18 protein-coding genes are annotated in these 21724 nt (G+C 66.6%); 8 read left to right on the forward strand and 10 right to left on the reverse strand.

From position 1 onward, the window contains the following. Window positions 1-6 precede the first annotated feature (6 nt). Together waaF and AC6H42_RS28575 are read left to right on the forward strand one after the other, a co-directional pair. Window positions 7-1056, forward strand: coding sequence for a lipopolysaccharide heptosyltransferase II (gene waaF, locus AC6H42_RS28570; RefSeq protein WP_057154571.1), 1050 nt, complete (start codon window positions 7-9; stop codon window positions 1054-1056). 62 nt (window positions 1057-1118) lie between these two features. After that, window positions 1119-2651, forward strand: a complete 1533-nt coding sequence (locus AC6H42_RS28575) for a GGDEF domain-containing protein (RefSeq protein ID WP_497549489.1) — start codon at window positions 1119-1121, stop codon at window positions 2649-2651. A 129-nt stretch (window positions 2652-2780) separates the two neighbouring features. Here AC6H42_RS28575 and rng read toward each other — a convergent pair whose 3' ends face one another. The 8 genes from rng to AC6H42_RS28615 all read right to left on the reverse strand — a co-directional run bounded on the left by rng (window position 2781) and on the right by AC6H42_RS28615 (window position 9887). Then, window positions 2781-4244 (reverse strand): ribonuclease G, encoded by a 1464-nt coding sequence (gene rng / locus AC6H42_RS28580; protein ID WP_057154542.1) that lies wholly within the window; start codon window positions 4242-4244, stop codon window positions 2781-2783. Between the two features lie 43 nt (window positions 4245-4287). Then, the gene (locus tag AC6H42_RS28585) at window positions 4288-4908 is read right to left on the reverse strand and encodes a Maf family protein (RefSeq protein ID WP_057154543.1); all 621 of its coding nucleotides are present in this window, start codon (window positions 4906-4908) and stop codon (window positions 4288-4290) included. Between the two features lie 19 nt (window positions 4909-4927). Then, window positions 4928-5398 (reverse strand): 23S rRNA (pseudouridine(1915)-N(3))-methyltransferase RlmH, encoded by a 471-nt coding sequence (gene rlmH / locus AC6H42_RS28590; RefSeq protein WP_057154544.1) that lies wholly within the window; start codon window positions 5396-5398, stop codon window positions 4928-4930. A gap of 9 nt (window positions 5399-5407) precedes the next feature. After that, entirely contained in the window at window positions 5408-6142 is a 735-nt protein-coding gene (gene rsfS, locus AC6H42_RS28595; RefSeq protein WP_057154545.1) for a ribosome silencing factor, read from the reverse strand. Next, window positions 6142-6804, reverse strand: a complete 663-nt coding sequence (locus tag AC6H42_RS28600; protein ID WP_497549517.1) for a nicotinate-nucleotide adenylyltransferase — start codon at window positions 6802-6804, stop codon at window positions 6142-6144. The genes rsfS and AC6H42_RS28600 overlap by 1 nt, the downstream gene beginning before the upstream one ends. Window positions 6805-6827: 23 nt before the next feature. Continuing rightward, the gene (hemF, locus tag AC6H42_RS28605) at window positions 6828-7739 is read right to left on the reverse strand and encodes an oxygen-dependent coproporphyrinogen oxidase (protein WP_497549490.1); all 912 of its coding nucleotides are present in this window, start codon (window positions 7737-7739) and stop codon (window positions 6828-6830) included. An 86-nt stretch (window positions 7740-7825) separates the two neighbouring features. Beyond that, window positions 7826-9094 carry a phosphoribosylamine--glycine ligase gene (gene purD, locus AC6H42_RS28610; protein WP_057154547.1) on the reverse strand — a complete coding sequence of 423 codons (1269 nt, stop codon included), beginning with the start codon at window positions 9092-9094 and terminating at the stop codon, window positions 7826-7828. Between the two features lie 67 nt (window positions 9095-9161). After that, entirely contained in the window at window positions 9162-9887 is a 726-nt protein-coding gene (locus tag AC6H42_RS28615; protein ID WP_497549491.1) for a YebC/PmpR family DNA-binding transcriptional regulator, read from the reverse strand. 185 nt (window positions 9888-10072) lie between these two features. On the opposite strand from AC6H42_RS28615, the gene AC6H42_RS28620 reads away from it, so the two are divergent. The 5 genes from AC6H42_RS28620 (at window position 10073) to AC6H42_RS28640 (ending at window position 15307) form a co-directional block, all read left to right on the forward strand. Beyond that, a complete protein-coding gene (locus tag AC6H42_RS28620) occupies window positions 10073-12577 on the forward strand; it encodes an alkaline phosphatase D family protein (RefSeq protein ID WP_497549492.1) in 2505 nt (834 codons plus the stop codon). A 290-nt stretch (window positions 12578-12867) separates the two neighbouring features. Then, entirely contained in the window at window positions 12868-13785 is a 918-nt protein-coding gene (locus AC6H42_RS28625) for a DMT family transporter (RefSeq protein WP_497549493.1), read from the forward strand. A 27-nt stretch (window positions 13786-13812) separates the two neighbouring features. After that, window positions 13813-14202: a methylglyoxal synthase gene (locus AC6H42_RS28630; protein ID WP_057154551.1), complete on the forward strand. Its 390-nt coding sequence runs from the start codon at window positions 13813-13815 to the stop codon at window positions 14200-14202. Then, window positions 14199-15173, forward strand: a complete 975-nt coding sequence (locus AC6H42_RS28635) for a quinone oxidoreductase family protein (RefSeq protein ID WP_497549494.1) — start codon at window positions 14199-14201, stop codon at window positions 15171-15173. Before AC6H42_RS28630 ends, AC6H42_RS28635 begins: the two co-directional genes overlap by 4 nt. 5 nt (window positions 15174-15178) lie before the next feature. Then, entirely contained in the window at window positions 15179-15307 is a 129-nt protein-coding gene (locus tag AC6H42_RS28640; RefSeq protein WP_267877825.1) for a hypothetical protein, read from the forward strand. A gap of 2 nt (window positions 15308-15309) precedes the next feature. On the opposite strand, the gene AC6H42_RS28645 is transcribed toward AC6H42_RS28640, so the two are convergent. Both AC6H42_RS28645 and AC6H42_RS28650 read right to left on the reverse strand, forming a co-directional pair. After that, window positions 15310-18084 (reverse strand): M16 family metallopeptidase, encoded by a 2775-nt coding sequence (locus AC6H42_RS28645; RefSeq protein ID WP_497549495.1) that lies wholly within the window; start codon window positions 18082-18084, stop codon window positions 15310-15312. A gap of 128 nt (window positions 18085-18212) precedes the next feature. Continuing rightward, window positions 18213-18857 carry a DUF4136 domain-containing protein gene (locus AC6H42_RS28650; protein WP_057154573.1) on the reverse strand — a complete coding sequence of 215 codons (645 nt, stop codon included), beginning with the start codon at window positions 18855-18857 and terminating at the stop codon, window positions 18213-18215. Window positions 18858-19064: 207 nt separating this feature from the next. Here AC6H42_RS28650 and pepN point away from each other — a divergent pair, with 207 nt between their 5' ends. Next, complete coding sequence (gene pepN, locus AC6H42_RS28655) at window positions 19065-21722, forward strand: aminopeptidase N (protein ID WP_497549496.1); 2658 nt, start codon at window positions 19065-19067, stop codon at window positions 21720-21722. The last annotated feature ends 2 nt before the right edge of the window (window positions 21723-21724 follow it).

Consider the following 21724-nt stretch of genomic DNA (forward strand, 5'->3'; position numbering starts at 1 on the left):
GTGCCGATGCCGCGCACCCTGGTCATTTCGCCCAACTGGATCGGCGACGCCGTGATGGCGCAGCCGCTGCTGGCGCTGCTGCGCGCGGCCCATCCGGAGCGTCCCATCGACGTGCTGGCGCCGCCTTCGGTGGCGCCGGTGTGGCGCCAGATGGCCGAGGTGGACCAGGTGCTGGAAACCCCGTTCCGCCACGGCCCGCTGCAACTGCGCGAACGCTGGCGCTATGCGCGCCAGCTGAGCAAGCGCGGCTACGCGGCCGCCTACGTGCTGCCCAACACGCTCAAATACGCGCTGATCCCGTGGCTGGCCGGCATCCGGCAGCGGGTCGGCTACAAGGGCGAAAGCCGTTACGGCCTGATCAACGTGATGCACTTCGACGACGTGCCGCCGCGCCCCATGGTGCCGTTCTACGCGGCGCTGGCGCGCGCGCCGCAGGCGCCGCTGCAGCCGGTGCCGCGGCCGGTGCTGCAGGTGAGCGCCGAGCAGATCGCCGCCGCCTGCGCGCGCGCCGGGCTGGACCCGCAGCGCCCGCTGGTCGCGTTCGCGCCCGGCGCCGAATTCGGCTCGGCCAAGCGCTGGCCCGCCACCCATTTCGCCGGCCTGGCGCAAGCCATTGCGGCGGCGCACCCTCAGGCGCAGATCGCCTTGCTGGGCTCGCCGAAGGACAAGGAAGCGTGCACCCAGCTGGCCGACGCCGCTGTGGCCGCAGCGGCCGCGCAGGGCGTGCCGGCGCCGGCGCTGTTCAACCTGGCCGGCGCCACCAGCCTGGCCGAGGCGGTGGCGCTGATCGCCCACGCCGGCGCCGTGGTCAGCAACGACTCCGGCCTGCTGCACATCGCCTCCGCGCTGAACCGGCCGGTGATCGCCATCTACGGGCCCACCGATCCCGGCCACGCGCCGCCGTTTGCCGACGTGGCCGCGTCCATCTCGCTGCGGCTGGCGTGCGCGCCCTGCAAGCAGCGCGAATGCCCGCTGGGCCACCACGACTGCATGCAAAAGATCGCCCCGCAACAGGTGTGGCAGACCTTGCAGCCGATGCTGGCGGCTCATCCGTGAGTGCGGTATAAAGACAGTTGCCGCCGGCCGGCTGCGGCCCGGCGGGCGTCCATAGGATGGCTATGCTGAAGCGGCTTCCGATTACTTTCTGGGCCACCGTGTTCGTCGCCGTGGTCTGCCTGTCTTTGCTGGCGATCGACGGCTGGCGCAGCCTGAACGCGCGCGGCGAGCTGCTGGCCGCCTCCGAGCGCGCCACCGCCAACCTGGCGCGTTCGATGGCGCAGCACGCGGACGACACCATCACCGCCGCCGACACCGTGCTGCTCGACATCGTCGAGCGGATCGAAAGCGACGGCGGGCTGGCGCCCGACGCGGTCAGCCAGCAGCGATTGCACCGGCTGATGGTGGCGCAAGTGGCGCGCCTGCCGCAGCTGAACGGCCTGTTCGTGTACGACGACGCCGGACGCTGGGTGGTCAATTCGCGCCCGGTGATGAACCTGGCCTACAACAACGCCGACCGCGAGTACTTCGAATACCACCGCACCCACAGCGACAGCGGCCCGCACATCGGCGTGCCGGTGGTGAGCCGCTCCACCGGCAAGTGGATAGTGCCGGTGTCGCGCCGCCTGAAGCGCCCGGACGGCAGCTTCGCCGGCGTGGCGCTGGCCACCATCGAGCTCGACTACTTCGACCGCTTCTACCGCAGCCTGGACGTGGGGCAGCGCGGCGCGGTGGCGCTGCTGCACAAGGAAGGGACCATGCTGGTGCGCCGGCCGTTCGACGAAAACCGGGTCGGGGTGAGCATCGTCAACACGCCCATCTACCGCCAGTTCAGCGCCTCGCGCCAGGATGGCGGCGGCTCCTTCCGCTCCACCCAGGACGGCGAACTGCGCCTGAACAGCTACCGTGTGCTGGAGCGCTATCCGCTGTTCGTGACGGCGGCCCTGTCGCGCGACGAAGTGCTGGAAGGCTGGCGGCGCGACACCCTGCTGCACTCGTTCGGCGTGCTGCTGCTGGCCCTGCTGCTAGGGCTGTTTGGCAAGCGCCTGATCCAGCAGATGGAGCTGCGCCTGCAGGCCGAGCAGGAACTGCTGCAGGCGCGCGACGCGCTCGAAAGCCTGAACCGCACGCTGGAAAAGCTGGCGCTGCAGGACGGACTGACCGGGCTGGCCAACCGGCGCCAGTTCGACGTCACCCTGGGCAAGGAGTTCGCCCGCGCCGGGCGCGACGGCAGCGAGCTGGCCTTTATCATGCTGGACGTGGATTGCTTCAAGCAGTACAACGACCTGTACGGCCACAGCGCCGGCGACGACTGCCTGCGCGCGATCAGCAAAACCATCCGCGCGCAGACCCCGAAGCGGCCGGGCGACCTGGCCGCACGCTACGGCGGCGAAGAGGTGGGGGTGCTGCTGCCGCAGACCGGCGTGGCCGGCGCGCAGGCGGTGGCCGAGCGCATCCGCAAGGCCATCGAGGAGCTGCGCATCCCGCACGCGGGCGGCCCGGCCGGGGTGGTCACCGTCAGCGCCGGCGTGGCCGCGCTGGTGCCGCAGCCGGGCAGCGGCCCGTCCGCCGCCACCGCGCTGGTGGAAGCGGCCGACCAGGCCCTGTACGCCGCCAAGGCAGCCGGCCGCAACCGTGTGCACTGCGCGGCCTGATTTGTTGGGAAACTTTGCCCCGGCCGTATCGGCATAAGGTGCTGAACGCCGCCGGCACGGCCAGGGTGCCAGCGGGGATGCAGTTAAACAGGGAGCGCGCGTTGATCGTGAATTTCCAGTAGCTGTAATTCACATCAAAATCACGTCGTACTGTTCCTGGTGGTAGGAGTTCTCCACCTGCAGCGAGATTTTCTTGCCGATGAAGTCGCCCAGCATGGCCAAGTGCTGGGATTCCTCTTCCAGGAACAGGTCCACCACCTCCTGCGAGGCGAGGATGCGGAATTCGCGCGGGTTGAACTGCTTGGCTTCGCGCAGCAGTTCGCGCAGGATTTCGTAGCAGATGGTGCGCGAGGTCTTGACCTGGCCCTTGCCGGCGCAGGCCGGGCAGGGCTCGCACAGGATGTGGGCCAGCGATTCGCGGGTGCGCTTGCGCGTCATCTCCACCAGCCCCAGCGCCGAGAAGCCGCTCACCGATACCTTGGTGCGGTCGCGCGCCAGCGTCTTTTTCAGCTCCAGCAGCACCGCCGCGCGGTGCTCGGCGTTTTCCATGTCGATGAAGTCGAGGATGATGATGCCGCCCAGGTTGCGCAGCCGCAGCTGGCGCGCGATCGCGTGCGCCGCTTCCAGGTTGGTCTTGAAGATGGTGTCGGCGAAGTTGCGCCCGCCCACGAAGCCGCCGGTGTTGACGTCGATGGTGGTCATGGCCTCGGTCTGGTCGACGATCAGGTAGCCGCCGGACTTGAGGTCCACGCGCCGGCCCAGCGCGCGCAGGATCTCTTCCTCCACGCCGTACAGGTCGAACAGCGGACGCTCGCCGGTGTAGTGCTGCAGGCGCGGCAGCACGCTGGGGGTATAGGTCTTGCCGAAGTCGGTCAGCGCGATGTAGTTCTCGCGCGAGTCCACCTGGATGGTGGCGGTTTCGTCGTGCACGAAGTCGCGCAGCACGCGCTGGGCCAGGCTCAAGTCCTGGTGCAGCAGGCTGGTGGCGGGCAGGGTGCGCGCACCGTGCGTGATGGCGCCCCAGGTCTTGCGCAGGTAGTCGACGTCGGCCGCCAGGTCGGAGTCGGACGCGTCCTCGGCCTGGGTACGCACGATGTAACCGCCTTTTTCCTCGGCCGGCAGCAGCGCCTGCAGGCGCGTGCGCAGCGATTCGCGCTCGCTTTCCTTCTCGATCTTCTGCGACACGCCAATGTGGTTGTCCTGCGGCAGATACACCAGCATGCGGCCGGCGATCGAAATCTGCGTCGACAGGCGCGCACCCTTGGTGCCGATCGGGTCCTTGATCACCTGCACCGTCAGCACCTGGCCGTCGAACAGGATCTTCTCGATCGGGGTGGGGGCGGCGTTCTGGCCGTCGTGCGGGCGGGCTTCCCAGATGTCGGCCACGTGCAGGAAGGCGGCCCGTTCCAGGCCGATGTCGATGAAGGCGGACTGCATGCCCGGCAGCACCCGCACCACCTTGCCCGAATAGACGTTGCCGGCCAGGCCGCGCGTCAGGGTGCGCTCGATGTGCAGTTCCTGCACGGCGCCCTGCAGTATCAGGGCGACCCGGGTCTCTTGCGGGGTGATGTTGATGAGGATGTCTTCGTTCATGTGGTGCTGCCGCTGTTGTGTTGAACAAAGATCATACACGCCCTCAGGGCAACGGCAAACCTGCCTGGCGCAGCAATTGCGCCGTTTCGTACAGCGGCAGGCCCATGATGCCCGAATGGCTGCCTTCGATATGCTCGACAAACAGCGAGGCCAGGCCCTGGATGCCGTAGCCGCCGGCCTTGTCGTAGGGTTCCTGGGTGGCGCAATAGGCCTGGATGGAGGCGGGCGAGAGCTGGCCGAAGCGCACGTCGGACACTTGCGTGACCTGCAGCGCCAGGCCGTTGTGGTGCACCGCGATGGCGGTCATCACCTGGTGGGTGCGGCCCGACAGCTGCTCCAGCATGGCCACCGCTTCGGCATTGCTGGCCGGCTTACCGAGGATGGCGCCGTCCACCGTGACGGTGGTGTCGGCCGCCAGCACCGGGCGCGACACCAGGTGGCGGCGCTGCACCAGGTTCCACGCGAAGGCCGCCTTTTCAGCCGCCACGCGGCCCACGTAGTCGTAGGCCTGTTCGCCCGGCAGCACCTCTTCGGTGACGTCGGCGCCGCGCGGGCCGTCGCTGCGCAGCAGCAGCAGTTCGAAATCGACGCCGATCTGGCGCAGCAACTCGCGCCGGCGCGGACTCTTGGAGGCCAGGTAGATCTTCTTGTCGACCGGTTTCATAGTTGATGCCTTCACCGTTCTAGACGCGATGATAAGGGTGGTTCTGCGTGATGGTCCACGCGCGGTACAACTGCTCGGCCAGCATCACGCGCACCATCCCGTGCGGCAGCGTCATGCTGGAGATGCGGATCAGGCCTTCGGCTTTGGCCTTCAGGGCCGGGTCCAGCCCGTCGGCGCCGCCGATCAGGAAGGCCGTGTCGCGCCCGTCCTGCTGCCACAGTTCCAGCTGCTGGGACAGGCCGACGCTGGTCAAGTCCTTGCCGCGCTCGTCGAGCGCGATGATGCGCACCGACTTGGGCAGCGCCGCCTCGATGCGCTCGCGTTCCAGCGCCATCGCGGTGGCGGCGGTCTTGCTGCCGGAGCGCTCCACCGGCTTGATTTCCTTGAGCACGATGCGCAGCTCGGGCGGCATGCGCTTGGTGTACTCGGCGAAGCCGGACTCGATCCAGGCCGGCATCTTGTGGCCGACCGCGGCAATAATCAGCTGCACTGAACCACCTTACTCGGCAGCGGCTTTTTTCAGGCGCTTGATGACCGTCTTGGCCGGCGCTTCGGCGGCCGCCTTCAGCTTGGAGGCGACCTTGGCCTTCTCTTCGCGGTTGGCCTTGGTCGACGCGGTCAGCGACTTGGTGGCGCCCACTTTGATCTTCTTGCCTTCCGGGATGGACGGATCGATCGCCGGGGCGGCGGCCTTCTTGCGTGGCTTTTTGGCCACGGCGTCGTCGGCGGCTGCCGCTTTCGGCTTGGCCTTGGTCACGCCGGGCTTGCGCGCGGCAGGGGCCTTCTTCTCGATGACCGGCTCGGCGGCCTTCTCGGTCTTGCCGGCGGCCAGGTGGCCGGACACTTTCTTCGGCGCGGCAGCTTCGGCGCCTTCGGTGGTGGACTTGCGCTTGGCCGCGCCCAGTTTCACCGGCTTGTCGCCCCAGATCTCTTCCAGGCGGTAGTAAGCGCGGATCGGCGCCTGCATGATGTGGACGATCATGTCGCCCAGGTCGACCAGCACCCATTCACCGGTGTCCTCGCCTTCCATGCCGATGACGTCGCCGCCGGCGGCCTTCACCTTGTCGCGCACCGAAGCGGCCAGCGCCTTGGTCTGGCGGTTCGAGGTGCCGGACACGATGGCGATGCGGTCGAACAGGCTGGTCAGGTGGGTGGTGTCGAACAGCGCGATTTCCTGGCCTTTGACATCTTCCAGGGCGTCCACGACGAGGGTTTGCAGTTTTTTAATATCCATTATTCTTTGTAAAGATTATGTTGTTCAATATAGTCTAGCACCACCGGCGGAATAAGTAAGGCTGGCGAGACTCGCCCATTTCCGCGTTGTAATGCCGCACGAATGCCGGTGGCTGATATATCCAGCGCCAAATCGGGCGCCATGCACGTCAGTCCAGACGGCGATTTTCCTATTTGCTCCGGCGCAGCCGCGCGCCGGGCGAATTCTTGTGCCACTGCCGGGGGCAGGGCGTCCAGCCGGAAGCCGGGGCGGGCCGCCACGCACAGGTGGGCCAGCCCGAACAGCGCCTGCCAGTCATGCCAGGTGTCCAGCCGCTGCAGCTGGTCGGCGCCCATCAGAAAAGCGATGGAGGCCTGCGGCCCCAGTTCGGCGCGCAGCCCGCGCAGCGTGTCCACCGTGTAGGTCGGCCGGCCGCGTTCCAGCTCGCGCCGGTCCACCGTCACCGGAAAGGGCTGGCCGGCGAAGGCCAGTTCCACCATCTCGGCGCGCTGTGCCGGCGTGGCCTTGAGCGCCGCCTTCTGCCACGGCAGCGCCGGCATGACGATCAGCTCGTCGGCCTGCAGCAAGCGCATGAAATGCGCCGCCAGCGCAACATGGCCTTCATGTACCGGATCGAATGTGCCTCCCAGCAGGGCGATGCGGCGGGCCGGGAAGGGCTGCATGGCCTCAGGCACGCGCTTGTGCACTACGCCAGCCAGTCGCGGTGCGGCAGGAAGTCGGTGTACAGCGCCGCTTCCGGCGAACCGGGCTCGGGATGCCAGTCGTAGCGCCATTTCACGATCGGCGGCATCGACATCAGGATGGCTTCGGTGCGCCCGCCGGACTGCAGGCCGAACAGCGTGCCGCGGTCGAAGACGAGGTTGAATTCGACGTAGCGGCCGCGCCGGTAAGCCTGGAAGTCGCGCTCGCGGTCACCGTATGGGGTGTCCTTGCGGCGCTCCAGCAGCGGCAGGTAGGCGGCCAGGAAAGCGTCGCCCACGCTGCGCACCATGGCGAAGCTCTGCTCGAAACCGGCGGCGTTGAAGTCATCGAAGAAGATGCCGCCCACGCCGCGCGCTTCCTTGCGGTGTTTCAGGTAAAAATACTCGTCGCACCAGCGCTTGAAGCGCGGGTGCAGGTCATCGCCATAAGGCGCCAGGGCGCCGGCGCAGGTCTGGTGGAAATGGCGCGCGTCCTCCTCGAAGCCGTAGTACGGCGTCAGGTCCATGCCGCCGCCGAACCACCATACCGGCGTGCCGTCGGCCGCGCTGGTGCTGAAAAAGCGCACATTCATGTGCACCGTGGGCGCGTACGGATTGCGCGGATGCAGCACCAGCGACACGCCGGTGGCCTCCCACGCGCGTCCGCCCAGTTCCGGGCGCGCCGCAGCGGCGGACGGCGGCAGGGCCGCCCCCATCACGTGCGAGAAATTGCAGCCGCCGCGTTCCAGCACATTGCCCTCTTCCACCAGGCGCGAAATGCCGCCGCCGCCTTCCGGGCGGTCCCACGCGTCGCGCAGGAAGGGCACGCCGTCCAGCTGCTCCAGCGCCTGCACGATGCGGTTCTGCAGGTCGAGCAGGTAATCCTTGACGGCGGCAGGGGAGGGCGAAGACGACATCGTGCGGTGGGGAAAAAGTGGAAGGGGAGGATTGTACCATCCCGGGAGGGGCCGGGGTCAGACCCGCTGGGCCTGGCCCCGGAATTTCAGTGCTTCAGGCCACGCCAGCCGATGTCGCTGCGGTACTGCATGCCGTCGAAGTGGATCTTGTCGACCGCCTCGTAGGCCTGCTTCTGCGCCATCTTGATGCTGTCGCCCAGGCCCACCACGCACAACACGCGGCCGCCGTTGGTCACCAGCTTGCCGTCCACATGCACGGTGCCGGCGTGGAAGGTGACCGATTCCGGCGTTTCGGCCGGGATGCCGTCGATGATGTCGCCCTTGACCGGGCTGTCCGGGTAGCCGGCGGCGGCCAGCACCACGCCCACGGCGGTGCGGCGGTCCCATTCCAGTTCCACCGCGTCCAGCGTGCCGTTGACGGCATGTTCCATCACCGTCAGCAGGTCCGTCTTCAGGCGCGACATGATGGGTTGCGTTTCAGGGTCGCCCATGCGGCAGTTGAATTCCAGCGTCTTCGGGTTGCCGGCCGCGTCTATCATCAGGCCGGCGTACAGGAAGCCGGTGAACGGGATGCCGTCCTTGTGCATGCCGGCGATGGTCGGGTTGATGATCTCGCGCATCACGCGCGCATGCATGGCCGGGGTCACGATCGGGGCCGGCGAGTACGCGCCCATGCCGCCGGTGTTCGGACCCTGGTCGGCGTCCTGCAGGCGCTTGTGGTCCTGCGAGGTGGCCAGCGGCAGGATGTTCTTGCCGTCGCACATGACGATGAAGGACGCTTCCTCGCCGGCCAGGAATTCCTCGATCACGATGCGCGCGCCGGCGTCGCCGAAGCGGTTATCGGCCAGCATGTGGTCCACCGCCTGGTGCGCTTCTTCCAGCGACATGGCCACCACCACGCCCTTGCCGGCAGCCAGGCCGTCGGCCTTGATGACGATGGGCGCGCCCTTGGCGTCGATGTAGGCGTGGGCCTGTTTCACGTCCGAGAAGGTCTGGTATTCTGCGGTGGGGATGCCGTGGCGCTGCATGAAGGCCTTGGCGAAGTCCTTCGACGATTCCAGCTGGGCCGCTTCGCGGGTCGGGCCGAACACCTTCAGGCCGCGCGCGCGGAACAGGTTGACGATGCCGCCGGCCAGCGGGGTTTCCGGGCCGACCACCGTCAGCGCGATGTGCTCGTTCTCGCAGAACGCGGCCAGCTCGTGCAGGTCGGTGATGCCGATGTTCTGCAGGCGCCCGTCGAGCGCAGTGCCGCCGTTGCCGGGGGCGACGTACACCATCTGTACGCGTTCCGATTGGGCCAGTTTCCAGGCCAGGGCGTGTTCGCGGCCGCCAGAGCCGACTACCAAAATTTTCATAGGACCGTTCCGAATGTAAAACTGGGGAGCGGCCCTGCGGCCGCCGTGAAATACGGGGAGGCCGCGATCAGTCTTCGATCAGGGCGTTGGAATAGACTTCCTGCACATCGTCCAGGTTTTCCAGCGCGTCGAGCAGCTTTTGCATCTTGGCCGCGTCATCGCCGGTAAACACGGTCTCGGTGGCCGGTTTCATGATGATCTCGGCCACTTCGGCCTTGAAGCCGGCCGCTTCCAGCGCGTCCTTGACGGCGGAGAAATCGTGCGGGCCGCAGATGACTTCGAAGCCGCCTTCCTCGTCGGCGACCACGTCCTCGGCGCCCGCTTCCAGCGCCGCTTCCATCAGCTTGTCCTCGTCCACGCCGGGCGCGAACAGGAACTGGCCGCAATGCTTGAACATGAAGGCCACCGAGCCCTCGGTGCCCATGTTGCCGCCGTATTTGTTGAAGGCGTGGCGCACTTCGGCCACGGTGCGCACGCGGTTGTCCGTCATGCAGTCGACGATGATGGCAGCGCCGCCGATGCCGTAGCCCTCGTAGCGCACTTCCTCGTAGTTGGCGCCGTCCTCGCCGCCGGTGCCGCGCGTGATGGCGCGCTGCACGTTGTCCTTGGGCATATTGGCGTCGGCCGCCTTGTCCACCGCCAGGCGCAGGCGCGGGTTGGTGGCGATCTCGCCGCCGCCCATGCGCGCCGCCACGGTGATCTCCTTGATCAGGCGCGTCCAGATTTTGCCGCGTTTCGCGTCCGTTGCAGCCTTTTTATGCTTGATATTGGCCCATTTGCTGTGTCCAGCCATGTTCAATCTTCCTTCGACGGTATGCCAGTGAGGCCGGTATTTTAGCATAAGGTCACTTTTCACCCGCCGCCGACGTGACCTTTGTGGCTCGCCGGGTCACCTAATTTAGGCCCCCGCTGTCACCGCCGTGAAATAAGTTTTTGCTAAGCTTTCCGTCCAAACTATATTTTGTAGGCGGAAACAAAATGGATAGACGGCAGTTCTTGAAATTCGGCGGCTTCATCACCGTATCGGCAGCCACCGGCGGCCTGGCAGGCTGCGGCAGCGGCGAGTATGTCGAGCCCGGCCTGCCGCCCGCCACCGGCAGCAGCTGGAAATTCCCGCAAAGCGTGGCCTCCGGCGATCCGCGCGCCGACAGCATCCTGTTGTGGACCCGCGTGGTGGCGTCCGCGCTCGACCCGGTGGCCACGGTGGCCGCCGGCGAGGACGTGGTGCTGCGCCTGCTGGTGAGCAGCGAGGACAACAGCAAAGCCATCGGCACGCCCGCCGCGCTGGCCGGCAGCCTGCTGGTCAACATCAAGGTGGCCGCCCAGGCGCAGTACGACAACACCATCCGCCACAAGCTCACCGGCCTGCAGCCCAACACCACCTACTACTACCAGTTCGCCGCCGGCGAGGTGCGCTCCAACGTGGCGCGCTTCAAGACCGCCCCGGCGGCCGGCGCCAGCGTGGCGCAGCTGCAGTTCGCCTACCTCACCTGCCAGGACTGGAGCATCAACCACTGGGGCGCGCTGGGCCACATCGCCGCCAACGAAACCCTCGACTTCATCATCCACCTGGGCGACTACATCTACGAGACCGTGGGCGAGAGCTTCCAGGTCGGCTCGGTGGAAACCCGGCACGACGCGCTCAAGCTGCCCGACGGCACCTACAAGAGCGGCAGCAGCGGCGCCAAGTACGCCAGTTCGCTGGCCGACTACCGCTACCTGTACAAGAAATACCGCACCGACACCCGGCTGCAGGCGGTGCACGAGCGCTTCGCCTTCATCGCCATCTGGGACGACCACGAATTCTCGGACGACGGCTGGCAGGACACGCAAACTTACGACAGCCAGACCGGCGCGCTGGACGTGCACGCGCCGCAGCGGCGCCGCAACGCCAACCAGGCCTGGTTCGAATACATGCCGGCCGACGTCAGCCTGGACATGAGCGGCACCGGCTTCCAGAACATCCAGATCTACCGCGACTTCCAGTTCGGTACCCTGATGCAGCTGGTGATGACCGACCAGCGCCTGTACCGCGCCGACCACGCCATCCCTGAATCGAGCCCCAATCCCGCCACCGGCGCGCCGCTGGGCAGCGTGGGCACGCGCTACATGGTGGCGCAGGACATCTACAACGGCGCCGAAGCGGCCAAGATCGCCGCCGCCGGCAAAGCCGGCAGCGACCCGCTGACCCTGGTAAGCATGCTCGGCAACACCCAGCGCGCCTGGTGGATGGACAAGATGAAGTCCGCCAGCGCCACCTGGAAGCTGTGGGGCAACGAAGTGTCGCTGCTGCGCATGGGCCTGAGCGGCACCGACGCCATCGCCACCCTGCTGGCGCTTGGCGCCGTCACCCCGCTGGCCGGCTCCATCGGCAGCACCGCGCCGCTGGCCGGCGGCAGCGTGCCGCTGGCCTCCGCCATCGTGGCCGCCACCACCGCAGGCGCCGCGCCGGCGCAAGCGCAGGCCGGCGCCAGCGCCATCGCCACGGCGGCCGCAGCCGGCAAGGACACCAGCGCCCAGATCGGCGCTGCGGCCGCCGCCGGCCTGGGCGCCGGCGCCGCCAGCGTGGCTGTCGCCGCGTTCGGCGCCGCCAGCAATGCCCTGGCAGCCGGCGGCACGTCCGCCGCAGCCGCCGCGGCAGCAGCGCAATTCATCGCCTTTGGCTGGATCAAGCCCGACATCATCGCCAAGAAAGTCGAATCGCCCTACGTGACCTCGTCCGGCAAGCAAGCCGCGCTGGCGCCATACTTCCGCCGCTTCCTGCTCAACTGCGACCAATGGGACGGCTACAACGGCGAGCGCAAAGCGCTGATGGCGCATTTGAAGGCCAACAGCGTGGCCAACGTGGTCGCGCTGACCGGCGACATCCACTCCTTCTTCGCCGGCGCCGTGCACGACGACTACGACGCGGCGGGCGGCGGCACGCCGGTGATGGTGGACCTGGTATCGGCTGGCATCAGCTCCGACTCCTTCTTCACCTACCTGAAGGACGCCGCCGCCAGCCTGGGCGACCTGGCCACCCTGGTCTCGTACCCGTTAAGCTTGCCGGTGCCGGGTTTGGGGAGTGTCGGCATCAGCGTCAACCTGCTCGACTACACCATGGGCAAAGCCGCCCCGACGCTTGACAGCCTGCTCGACCAAGTGCGCGTGCAACTGCGTGGCGCGCTGGCGCGCAGCCTGCCCGAAGCGCAGCTGGACGCGACGGTGGCGGCGCTGCTGGCCGGCCTCAAAGCCGACAGCGGCTTCGTCGGCCAGCTACTGCCGCTGGCCCAGCAGCTCGCCGGGCTAGGCAACAATCCCTGGCTCAAGCACCTCAACACCGACGCCCAAGGCTACACGGTGGTCACGCTTACGCCCGGCAAGCTGGTCGCCCAGTTCAAGCAAGTGAACAAGCTCGTCGGCGCCGCCGCCCCCGCCACCGTGATCGCCCGCACCACCACCGCCACCGTCACCGCCGGTGCTCCTACTGTCACCATCAGCTAACTCCCACACAGCCTGAGCCGCATTTCCCCCCACTCGGGGTCAGACCCCGAAGTCTCAAAAATGCGGCTCAGCTCGCTTTCCGGGACCGGCGTCATAGGGCGGACTTAGAACAGGCGTGCGGCCGGACGCAGTGAGGCTTGTCGGTGAGCATGCTTCGGCGTGCCATGCGGCCATTTTTGCGCTGGCAGCCTGAGCCGCACTGACCCCACATCGGGGTCTGACCCCGATGTTGGGGGATGCGGCTCAGGCTGCTGTCAGCGGGATTCGGGCTTTGGCTTTACAATCGCAAGATGGATAAAAGCGCAATTGCCCCGGCTCAGCCTTCTTTGCACCGGTCCGCCTATCTGGGCGGACTTGCTATCGCCGTCGGCGGGGCGGTGCTGTTTTCTACCAAGGCGGTGGTGGCAAAGCTGCTGTACCGTTACCAGATCGATGCGGTGACGCTGATTGCGTTCCGCATGATTTTCTCGCTGCCCGTGTTCGCCGCCGTGGCGCTGTGGAAGATGCGCACCGAGGCGCCGCTGTCCAAGGCGGACCGCTGGCGCGTGGTCGGCCTCGGACTGATCGGCTATTACCTGTCGAGCTTCCTGGATTTTCTCGGCCTGCAGTACATCTCCGTCGGCCTGGAACGCCTGATCCTGTTCCTGACGCCGACCTTCGTCCTCATCATTTCCACGCTGTTTCTCAAGCAGCACATCAGCCGCAAGCAGTGGCTGGCGCTGGCGCTGTCCTACGCCGGCATCGTGCTGGTGTTCCTGCACGACCTGAAGGGCGGCGGGCCGAACGTGGCGCTGGGCTCCATGCTGGTGCTGGGCTCGGCCAGCTCCTATGCGCTGTATCTGCTGTTCTCGGGCGAGATGGTCAAGCGCCTGGGCTCGCTGCGCCTGGTGGCGTACGCCATGTGCGTGTCCAGCGTGGCCTGCATCGCGCAGTTCTTCGTCCTGCGCCCGGCTGCGCTGCTGATCCAGCCGGCGCCGGTGTACTGGCTGTCGCTGGTGAACGGCATCTTCTGCACCGTGCTGCCGGTTTTCATGACCATGATCGCGGTGCAGCGCATCGGCGCCGGCACGGCCTCGCAGGCTGGCATGATAGGCCCGGTCTCCACCTTGTTCCTCGGCGCGCTGATCCTCGGCGAGCCGGTCACCGATTGGCAGCTGGGCGGCACCGCGCTGGTGCTGGCCGGGATATATTTGCTGTCGAAAAAGTAGCCCTTCAACCCAACGATGGATGCCCTTATGAAACCCCGCATTGCCCTGATCGCCCACGACAAGAAAAAAGACGACATGATTAAGCTGGCCGGCGAGTATGTCGATTTCCTCAAGACCTGCACCCTGACCGCCACCGGCACCACCGGCGGCCGCCTGGTCAACGAGCTGGGCCTGACGGTGGACCGCAAGCACTCCGGCCCCTTCGGCGGCGACTTGCAGATCGGCTCCATGCTGGTGGAGGGCGGCATCGACGCGGTGATCTTCCTGCGCGATCCGATGACTCCGCAGCCGCACGAACCGGACATCAACGCGCTGGTCCGTTCGTGCGACGTGCACAATGTGGCGTGCGCCACCAATGTGACGACGGCGCACCTGGTCCTGTCCCAACTGCAGCTGCAAGCGAAGGAGACCCCATGAGCAAAGCGATACGCATGACCCGCACCGGCGGGCCGGAAGTGATGGAGTATGTGGACGTGGAGGTTGGCGCACCCGCCCCCGGCGAGGCCACCGTGCGCCACGAGGCCATCGGCGTCAATTTCATCGATGTGTATTTCCGCACCGGCCTGTATCCGCAGCCGCTGCCGGCCGGCCTGGGCATGGAGGGCGCGGGCGTGGTGGAGGCGGTGGGCGAGGGCGTGACGGAGGTGAAGCCGGGCGACCGCGTGGTCTACGCCGGCCGCCCGAACGGCGCCTATGCGCAGGTGCGCAACATGCCGGCCGCGCAGCTGGTGGTGCTGCCCGATAAGATCGATTTCGAAACCGGCGCGGCCATGATGCTGCAGGGCTTGACGGTGCAGTATCTGCTCCACCGCACGGTGGCGCTGAAGGCCGGCGACACGGTGCTGTTTCACGCCGCGGCCGGCGGCGTGGGCCTGATCGCGTGCCAGTGGGCCAAGGTGCTGGGCGTGAACCTGATCGGCACCGTGGGCTCCGATGAGAAGGCGGCGCTGGCCATCGAGAACGGCGCGGCGCACGTCATCAACTACAACGCCGGGAACTTCACCGAGAAGGTGCGCGAGATCACCGGCGGCAAGGGCGTGTCGGTGGTGTACGACTCGATCGGCAAGGACACCTTCTTCGGTTCGCTCGACTGCCTGGCGCCGCTGGGCACCATGGTCAGCTTCGGCAACGCGTCCGGCCCGGTGCCGCCGTTCAGCCTGAACGAGCTGCAGTCGCGCGGCTCGCTGTTCGTCACGCGGCCCACGCTGATGTCGTACGCGGCCAAGCGCGAGGACCTGGAGGCGATGGCGAACTCGCTGTTCGGCGTGGTCGGCAGCGGCGAGGTGAAGATTGCCGTCAAGCAGCGCTATAATCTGGCCGATGTGGCGCAAGCCCACATCGACCTGGAGTCGCGCAAGACCACCGGCTCCTCCATCCTGCTGCCATGAGCGATATGAATCAAGAAGACCACACCAGCGACGACGACGGCAACCCTAAATTCGGGCGCCTGCTCGCCGTGCTGGTGGGCGCGGTGCTGGTGGTGGTGGCGGTTACCTTCGCCTCCGAGGCTTACTTCAGTTAGCCTTATTTGACGGGCGCGCCGTCGGCGTTCAGCACGCTGACTTCGCCCCAGTTCAGCGAACGCACCCCGGCCTCGATCTTGCGCAGGTCGCCAATCACGATCCACACCACTTCATCCGGCTTGATGAACTTGGCCGCCGCCTTGGCCAGCTGCTGTTCGTCGAGCGCGCGGGTGCGGCTGGCGTAGGTGCTCCAGTGGTCGTCCGGCAGGCCCAGGTTCAGGGTGGACAGCGCGGCATTCTCCAGCGACTGGATGGTTTCGAACCGGCCCGCCAGGCGCGCGGTGACGGTGCGCATGATGCTGGTGTACTCCTCGCCCGTGATGGGGCGCGCGCCGGCGATGTCCTTGATCTCCTTGGCCACTTCCAGCATGGCTTCCCTGGTCTTGTCGGTCTGCACCGGCGCCACCACGAAGAAGGGACGCTGGCCGCGCGTGGCCGGGATCTGGCTGCTGGTGCCGTAGCTCCAGTGCTTGTCCAGGCGCAGGTTGCGGTTCAGGCGCGCGGTGGCCATGCCGCCGAAGTTGGTCATCACCGGCTCCAGGGCCAGGTCTTCGGCCTGGCCCTGCGGCAGCGACATGTGCGCGGCCATGATGGTCGATTGCGGCGCGTCCGGTTTGTCGATCAGGAAGATGCGCTTGCCCTGCGTGGCCGGCGCGGCCACCAGCGGCTTGGCCGGCGCCTTGCCCGCCTGCCATTTGCCGAACGAGGCTTCCAGCAGCGGTTTTACTTGCGCCAGCGTGGTGTCGCCGGTGACCACGATGGTGGCGCTGCCCGGCTTGAACCAGCCGGCGTGCCATTGCACCAGGTCTTCGCGGCTGATGCCGTTCACGCTCTGCTCGGAGCCGGACTGCGTGCGGCCATAGGCACTGTCTGCGCCGTACAGCACGGCCGGCATCACGCGCTGCGCCAGCACCGTGGGCTGGGCCTTTTCCTGCCCGATCTGCGCCAGGCGGCGCTGCTTGGCCAGCGCAACCTGGTCGGCCGGGAAGGACGGCGTGAGTGCCGCGTCGGCCAGCAGCTGCAGCGACGGCGCCAGGTTGGCGGTGGTGGACTGCAGGCGCGTGATCGACTGGTCCAGCGTGGTGCTGGTGGTGAGGCGGGTGCCCAGCGTTTCCAGCGCGTCCGACAGCTGGAAGGCGTTGTGCTTGCGGGTGCCCTTGTCCAGCAGGTCCAGCGTCAGCGAGGCCAGGCCGGCCTTGTCCTTGCTGTCCGATGCGGCGCCCGCGTCGATCGCCAGCGCGACGTTGACGATGGGCGCGGAGTGGCGCTCCATCAGCATCACGTTCACGCCGTTGGACAAGGTGGCGCGCTGGATGGCCGGGAACTTCACGTCCGGCGCGGCGCCCAGCGCCGGCAGCAGCTTGCGGTTCAGGTCCGACTTGGCTGCCGACAGCTTGGCGAATGGCTTGACCGTCATGGTGTAGTGGTTGGCGCGCAGCCACTGGTTGGCGCTGGCTTTCACGTCGGCCGGCGTGGCTTTGGCCATGATCTCCAGCTGGGCCAGGTGCGCGTCCGGCGTACCGCCGAAGGTCTGGTTCTCGGCCAGCAGGTTGGCGCGGCTGCCGATGCGTTCCATTTCGCGCGAGAAGTCGGCCAGGGTGCTGCTGCGCACGCGCGCCAGTTCCTCGGCGGTCGGGCCCTTGTCGAGCAGTTCCTTCATCACCGCATCGATTTCGCGTTCCACCTCGGCCTGGTCCGCGCCCGGCTTGAGCGTGGCGATGATCTGGAAGGTGCCGGCGATTTCGCCGCCGCGCGCAAAAGCGCTCACGCTGGTGGCCAGGCCCTTGTCATACACCAGGCGCTTGACCAGGCGCGAGCTCTTGGTGCTGGCCGCTACTTCGGCCAGCAGGCCGAGGTGCTGCTGCTGCGGGTCTTTCCACGCCGGCGCGTGCCAGGCGCGGTAGATGCGTACCTGCGGCACCTGGTCTTCCATCTCGTCGCGGATGTTGCGGTCCAGCGTGGGGATCCAGGTCTCGGTACGCGGCAGCGCCGGACCGGGCGCGATGCCGTCGAAGTACTTCTTCACCAGCTCCAGCGCGCGCTCGGGCGTGATGTCGCCGGCCAGCGTGATGACGGCGTTGTTCGGGCCGTAGTAGGTCTTGTACCATTCCTTGATGTCCTCCAGCGACGCAGCGTTCAGGTCGTCCATGCTGCCGATGGTGGTCCAGGAATAGGGATGGGAATACGGGTACATCTTGGCCGGCTGCTCCACGCGCACGCGGCCGTACGGCTGGTTTTCACCCTGGCGCTTTTCGTTCTGCACCACGCCGCGCTCGCGCTCGAGCATCTCTTTCGAAATGTAGTTGGCCAGGAAGCCCATGCGGTCCGCTTCCAGGTACAGCGTGCGTTCCAGCGCGGACACCGGCACGTCCTCGAAGAAGTTGGTGCGGTCGGTGTTGGTGGTGCCGTTGCGGTTGCTGGCGCCCAGGTCGTCCATCGCCTCGCGGAAGCCGTGCGGGTAGTTTTCGGAGCCGTTGAAGAAGAAGTGCTCGAACAGGTGCGCAAAGCCGGTCTTGCCGCGCTTCTCGTTGCGCGAACCAACGTGGTACCACATGTTGACGGCCACCACGGGCACGTTGTGGTCTTCGTGCACGATCAGCGTGAGCCCGTTTTGCAGCACGAACTTCTTGTAGTTCAGCGTGTAGGGCTTGAGGTCGATGGCCGGTGCAGCGGTGGCGGCCTTGGCGGCGCTGGCTGGCTTGGCCGCTTCAGCGGCGGCGGAGGGGAGGGTTTGCGCAAAGCAGAGCGCCAGCGCGAGCGCCAGTTTGGTCTTCATTCTTCACCTGTTGTAGTTTTAAATAAAAACATGCGCGATCGGGGTCGCCGTCGCGCATGCTGTATTTATTCTAACAAGGTGGTTTCAGGCGGCAAGCGGAGATTTGTAGCCGCCTGATACAAACGGGATCACTTCAACTCCAGCTCCACTTGCCGCACCTGGCCGTTCTGCGCCGGGAAGCCGGTGAAGGCGCTTTGCACCAGCGCCGGCATGATGAGCGGCGTCGATTGCTTGCGGCTGGTGTTTTGCACCGTCACGTCATACAGCTTCTGGCCGGTGACGGTGTTGATCGCCACGCGCAGCTGGCGCTCGTAATTGTGGCGGATGGTTTCGCGCATTTCCATCGGACCGTAGAAGAACGGGTCGTAGAACGGGCTGTAACCTGCCCAGCGCGAATAGCCCCAGTATGGACGGTAGAAGCCACGGCCGTAATAGCCGCGGCCGAAGTAGGGGCCGGTCCAGAACGGGTCATATGCCTCCACCACGCGGGTGGGACGGTCGACGGTGCTGACGAACACGCCCACTTTGAGCTTGGCGCTGCTGCCGTCGGCAGCCTGGGTGAAGCCCAGCTTGCCCAGCTCCTGGCCCACCATGGCCTGGTAGGTGCGCAGTTCCAGCGTGTCGTCCGGGCTGCGCGGCTGGTCGAACACATAGGATTTGTCCTGCAAGTCCGCCGGCCAGGCCTGGAAGGTGGTGACGTCGCTACGGATGGTGGTGGCGCAACCGCTCAGCAGCAAACTGGCCGCCGCCACCAGAATGGCTAAAGATTTCATGGTCTTGCTCTCCTGCAATAAAAAACCAAACAATGGTCGCTTCATATAGTGTACGGCGGCAGCGAAAGTTGCGCTTAACTATTACAGAATGTTACGGCGCCCGGAACAGGAGCAACAAGCGGCGGAAAAGAAACGGCGGGAAAGCGCGCGTCCTCCAGCCCGGTGTTGGTAAAATAGCTTTTTCCCCTAGTCCGATCGAATTCCCCCATGCGCACCGACAGCCCACAGACGATCTTCCGTAAAGACTATACCCCTCCCAGCTACCTGGTGCACACCGTGGAACTGGGCTTCGACCTGGACCCGGCCCGCACCATCGTGGCCAACCGTGTCAGGCTGAGCCGCAACCCGGCCAGCAAGAGCAAGGATATTGTCCTGCACGGCGAGGAAATCGATCTGGTGGCGCTGCGCATGAACGGCAAGACCCTGCAGCCGGGCCAGTACCTGCTGGGTTCCCATTCGCTGACCATCCCGAAAGCGCCGGCCGAGGTCACGCTGGAAATCGAAACCCTGTGCGCGCCGGAGCTGAACACCACGCTGTCCGGCCTGTACGTGTCGAACGGCAGCTTCTACACCCAGTGCGAAGCCGAAGGCTTCCGCCGCATCACCTACTTCCCGGACCGCCCGGACGTGATGGCCAAGTACACCGTGATGCTGCGCGCCGACAAGCAGCGCTACCCGGTGCTGCTGTCCAACGGCAACCTGCTGGAGCAGGGCGACCTGGACGACGTCCGCCACTACGCCAAGTGGGAAGACCCGTTCAAAAAACCGTCCTACCTGTTCGCGCTGGTGGCCGCGCGCCTGGTGTGCCAGGAAGAGACCTACACGCTGAAATCCGGCCGCGAAGTGCTGCTGCAGGTGTGGGTGGAAGAGGGCAACCTGGACAAGACCGACTACGCCATGCAGTCGCTGAAGAACTCCATCCGCTGGGACGAGGAGCGCTTTGGCCTGGAGCTGGACCTGGACCGCTTCATGATCGTCGCCGTGGGCGACTTCAACATGGGCGCCATGGAAAACAAGGGCCTGAACATTTTCAACACCAAGTTCGTGCTGGCCAATTCGCGCGTGGCCACCGACATCGACTACGCCGGCATCGAAGCCGTGGTGGGCCACGAGTACTTCCACAACTGGACCGGCAACCGCGTGACCTGCCGCGACTGGTTCCAGCTGTCGCTCAAGGAAGGCCTGACGGTGTTCCGCGACCAGGAATTCTCCGCCGACATGATAGGCACGGCCAGCGGCCGCGCCGTCACCCGCATCGACCAGGTGCGCACCTTGCGCCAGGCGCAGTTCCCGGAAGACGCCGGCCCGATGGCGCACCCTGTGCGTCCGGATTCCTTCGTCGAGATCAACAACTTCTACACCGTCACCGTGTACGAAAAAGGCGCCGAAGTGGTGCGCATGTACCAGACCTTGCTGGGCCGCGAAGGCTTCCGCAAGGGCATGGACCTGTACTTCGAGCGCCATGACGGCCAGGCCGTGCAATGCGACGACTTCCGCGCCGCCATGGCCGACGCCAACGGCCGCGACCTGAGCCAGTTCGAGCGCTGGTACAGTCAGGCCGGCACCCCCATCGTGACCGCCAGCACGCGCTACGACGCGGACGCGCAGACCTACGACATCACGCTGAGCCAGCGCTGCCCGGACACCCCGGGCCAGACCGCCAAGCTGCCTTTCCACATTCCGGTGGCCGTGGGCCTGCTGGACGCGGAAGGCAATGACATGGCGGTAGCGCTGGACGGCGAGATGGTGGGCGCCAAGGCGGGCGGAACCACGGCCGTGCTGGAACTGAAGGAAGCCGAGCAGACCTTCCGCTTCACCAATGTGCGCGAAGAGCCGGTGCCGTCCATCCTGCGCGATTTCTCCGCGCCCATCGTGCTGGAATACCCGTACACGGACGCCGAACTGCTGCACCTGTTCCGCTATGACAGCGACGCCGTGAACCGCTGGGAAGCCGGCCAGCGCCTGGGCATGGAGCGCCTGCTCAAGCTGACGGCGGCCGTGGCCGCCGGCGCCACGCTGGAACTGGACGCCACCTTCATCGAAGCGCAGCGCGCCATCCTGGTGGACGAGTCGCTGGACGCGGCCTTCCGCGAACTGGCGCTGGTGCTGCCGTCCGAAACCATCATCGCCGAGCAGATGGACGTGGTGGATCCGCACGCCATCCACGCCGCGCGCCAGTTCATGCGCCGCACCATCGCGCGCGAACTCGCGCCTGAGCTGCTGGCGCAATACCAGGCCAACCAGACACCCGGCCCCTACAGCCCGGACGCGCAATCGGCCGGCAAGCGCGGCCTGAAAAACCTGGCGCTGGCCTATCTGCTGATCGATCCCGGCACCGCCGAACTGAAGCTCGCGCAGCAGCAGTTCGAGCAAGCCACCAACATGACCGACCGCGCCGCCGCGCTGGTCGCGCTGATCCACAGCGGCGAGGACGCGCGCAGCTATCTGCAAAGCTTCTACAAGGACTTCTCCAACGAAGCGCTGGTGGTGGACAAGTGGTTCGCCATGCAGGCCGCCGCCCCCAACACCGACGTGGCGGCAGTGCGCAAGCTGATGCAGCACCCGGCCTTCACCCTGAAGAACCCGAACCGCGCGCGCAGCCTGATCTTCAGCTTCTGTAACGCCAACCCTTCGCAGTTCCACGCCAGGGACGGCAGCGCCTACGAATTCTGGGCCGAGCACGTGATCGCGCTGGACGCGCTGAATCCGCAAGTGGCCGCCCGCCTGGCGCGCAGCATGGACCGCTGGCGCCGTTACGCGCCGTCGCTGCAGGAGCAGATGCGCCGTGCGCTGGAACAGGTCGCGCGCGCCACGCCGCTGTCGAACGACGTGATGGAAGTCGTCAGCAAAGCACTCGCCAACTAATT

Source organism: Massilia sp. NBRC 108631 (assembly GCF_059704565.1).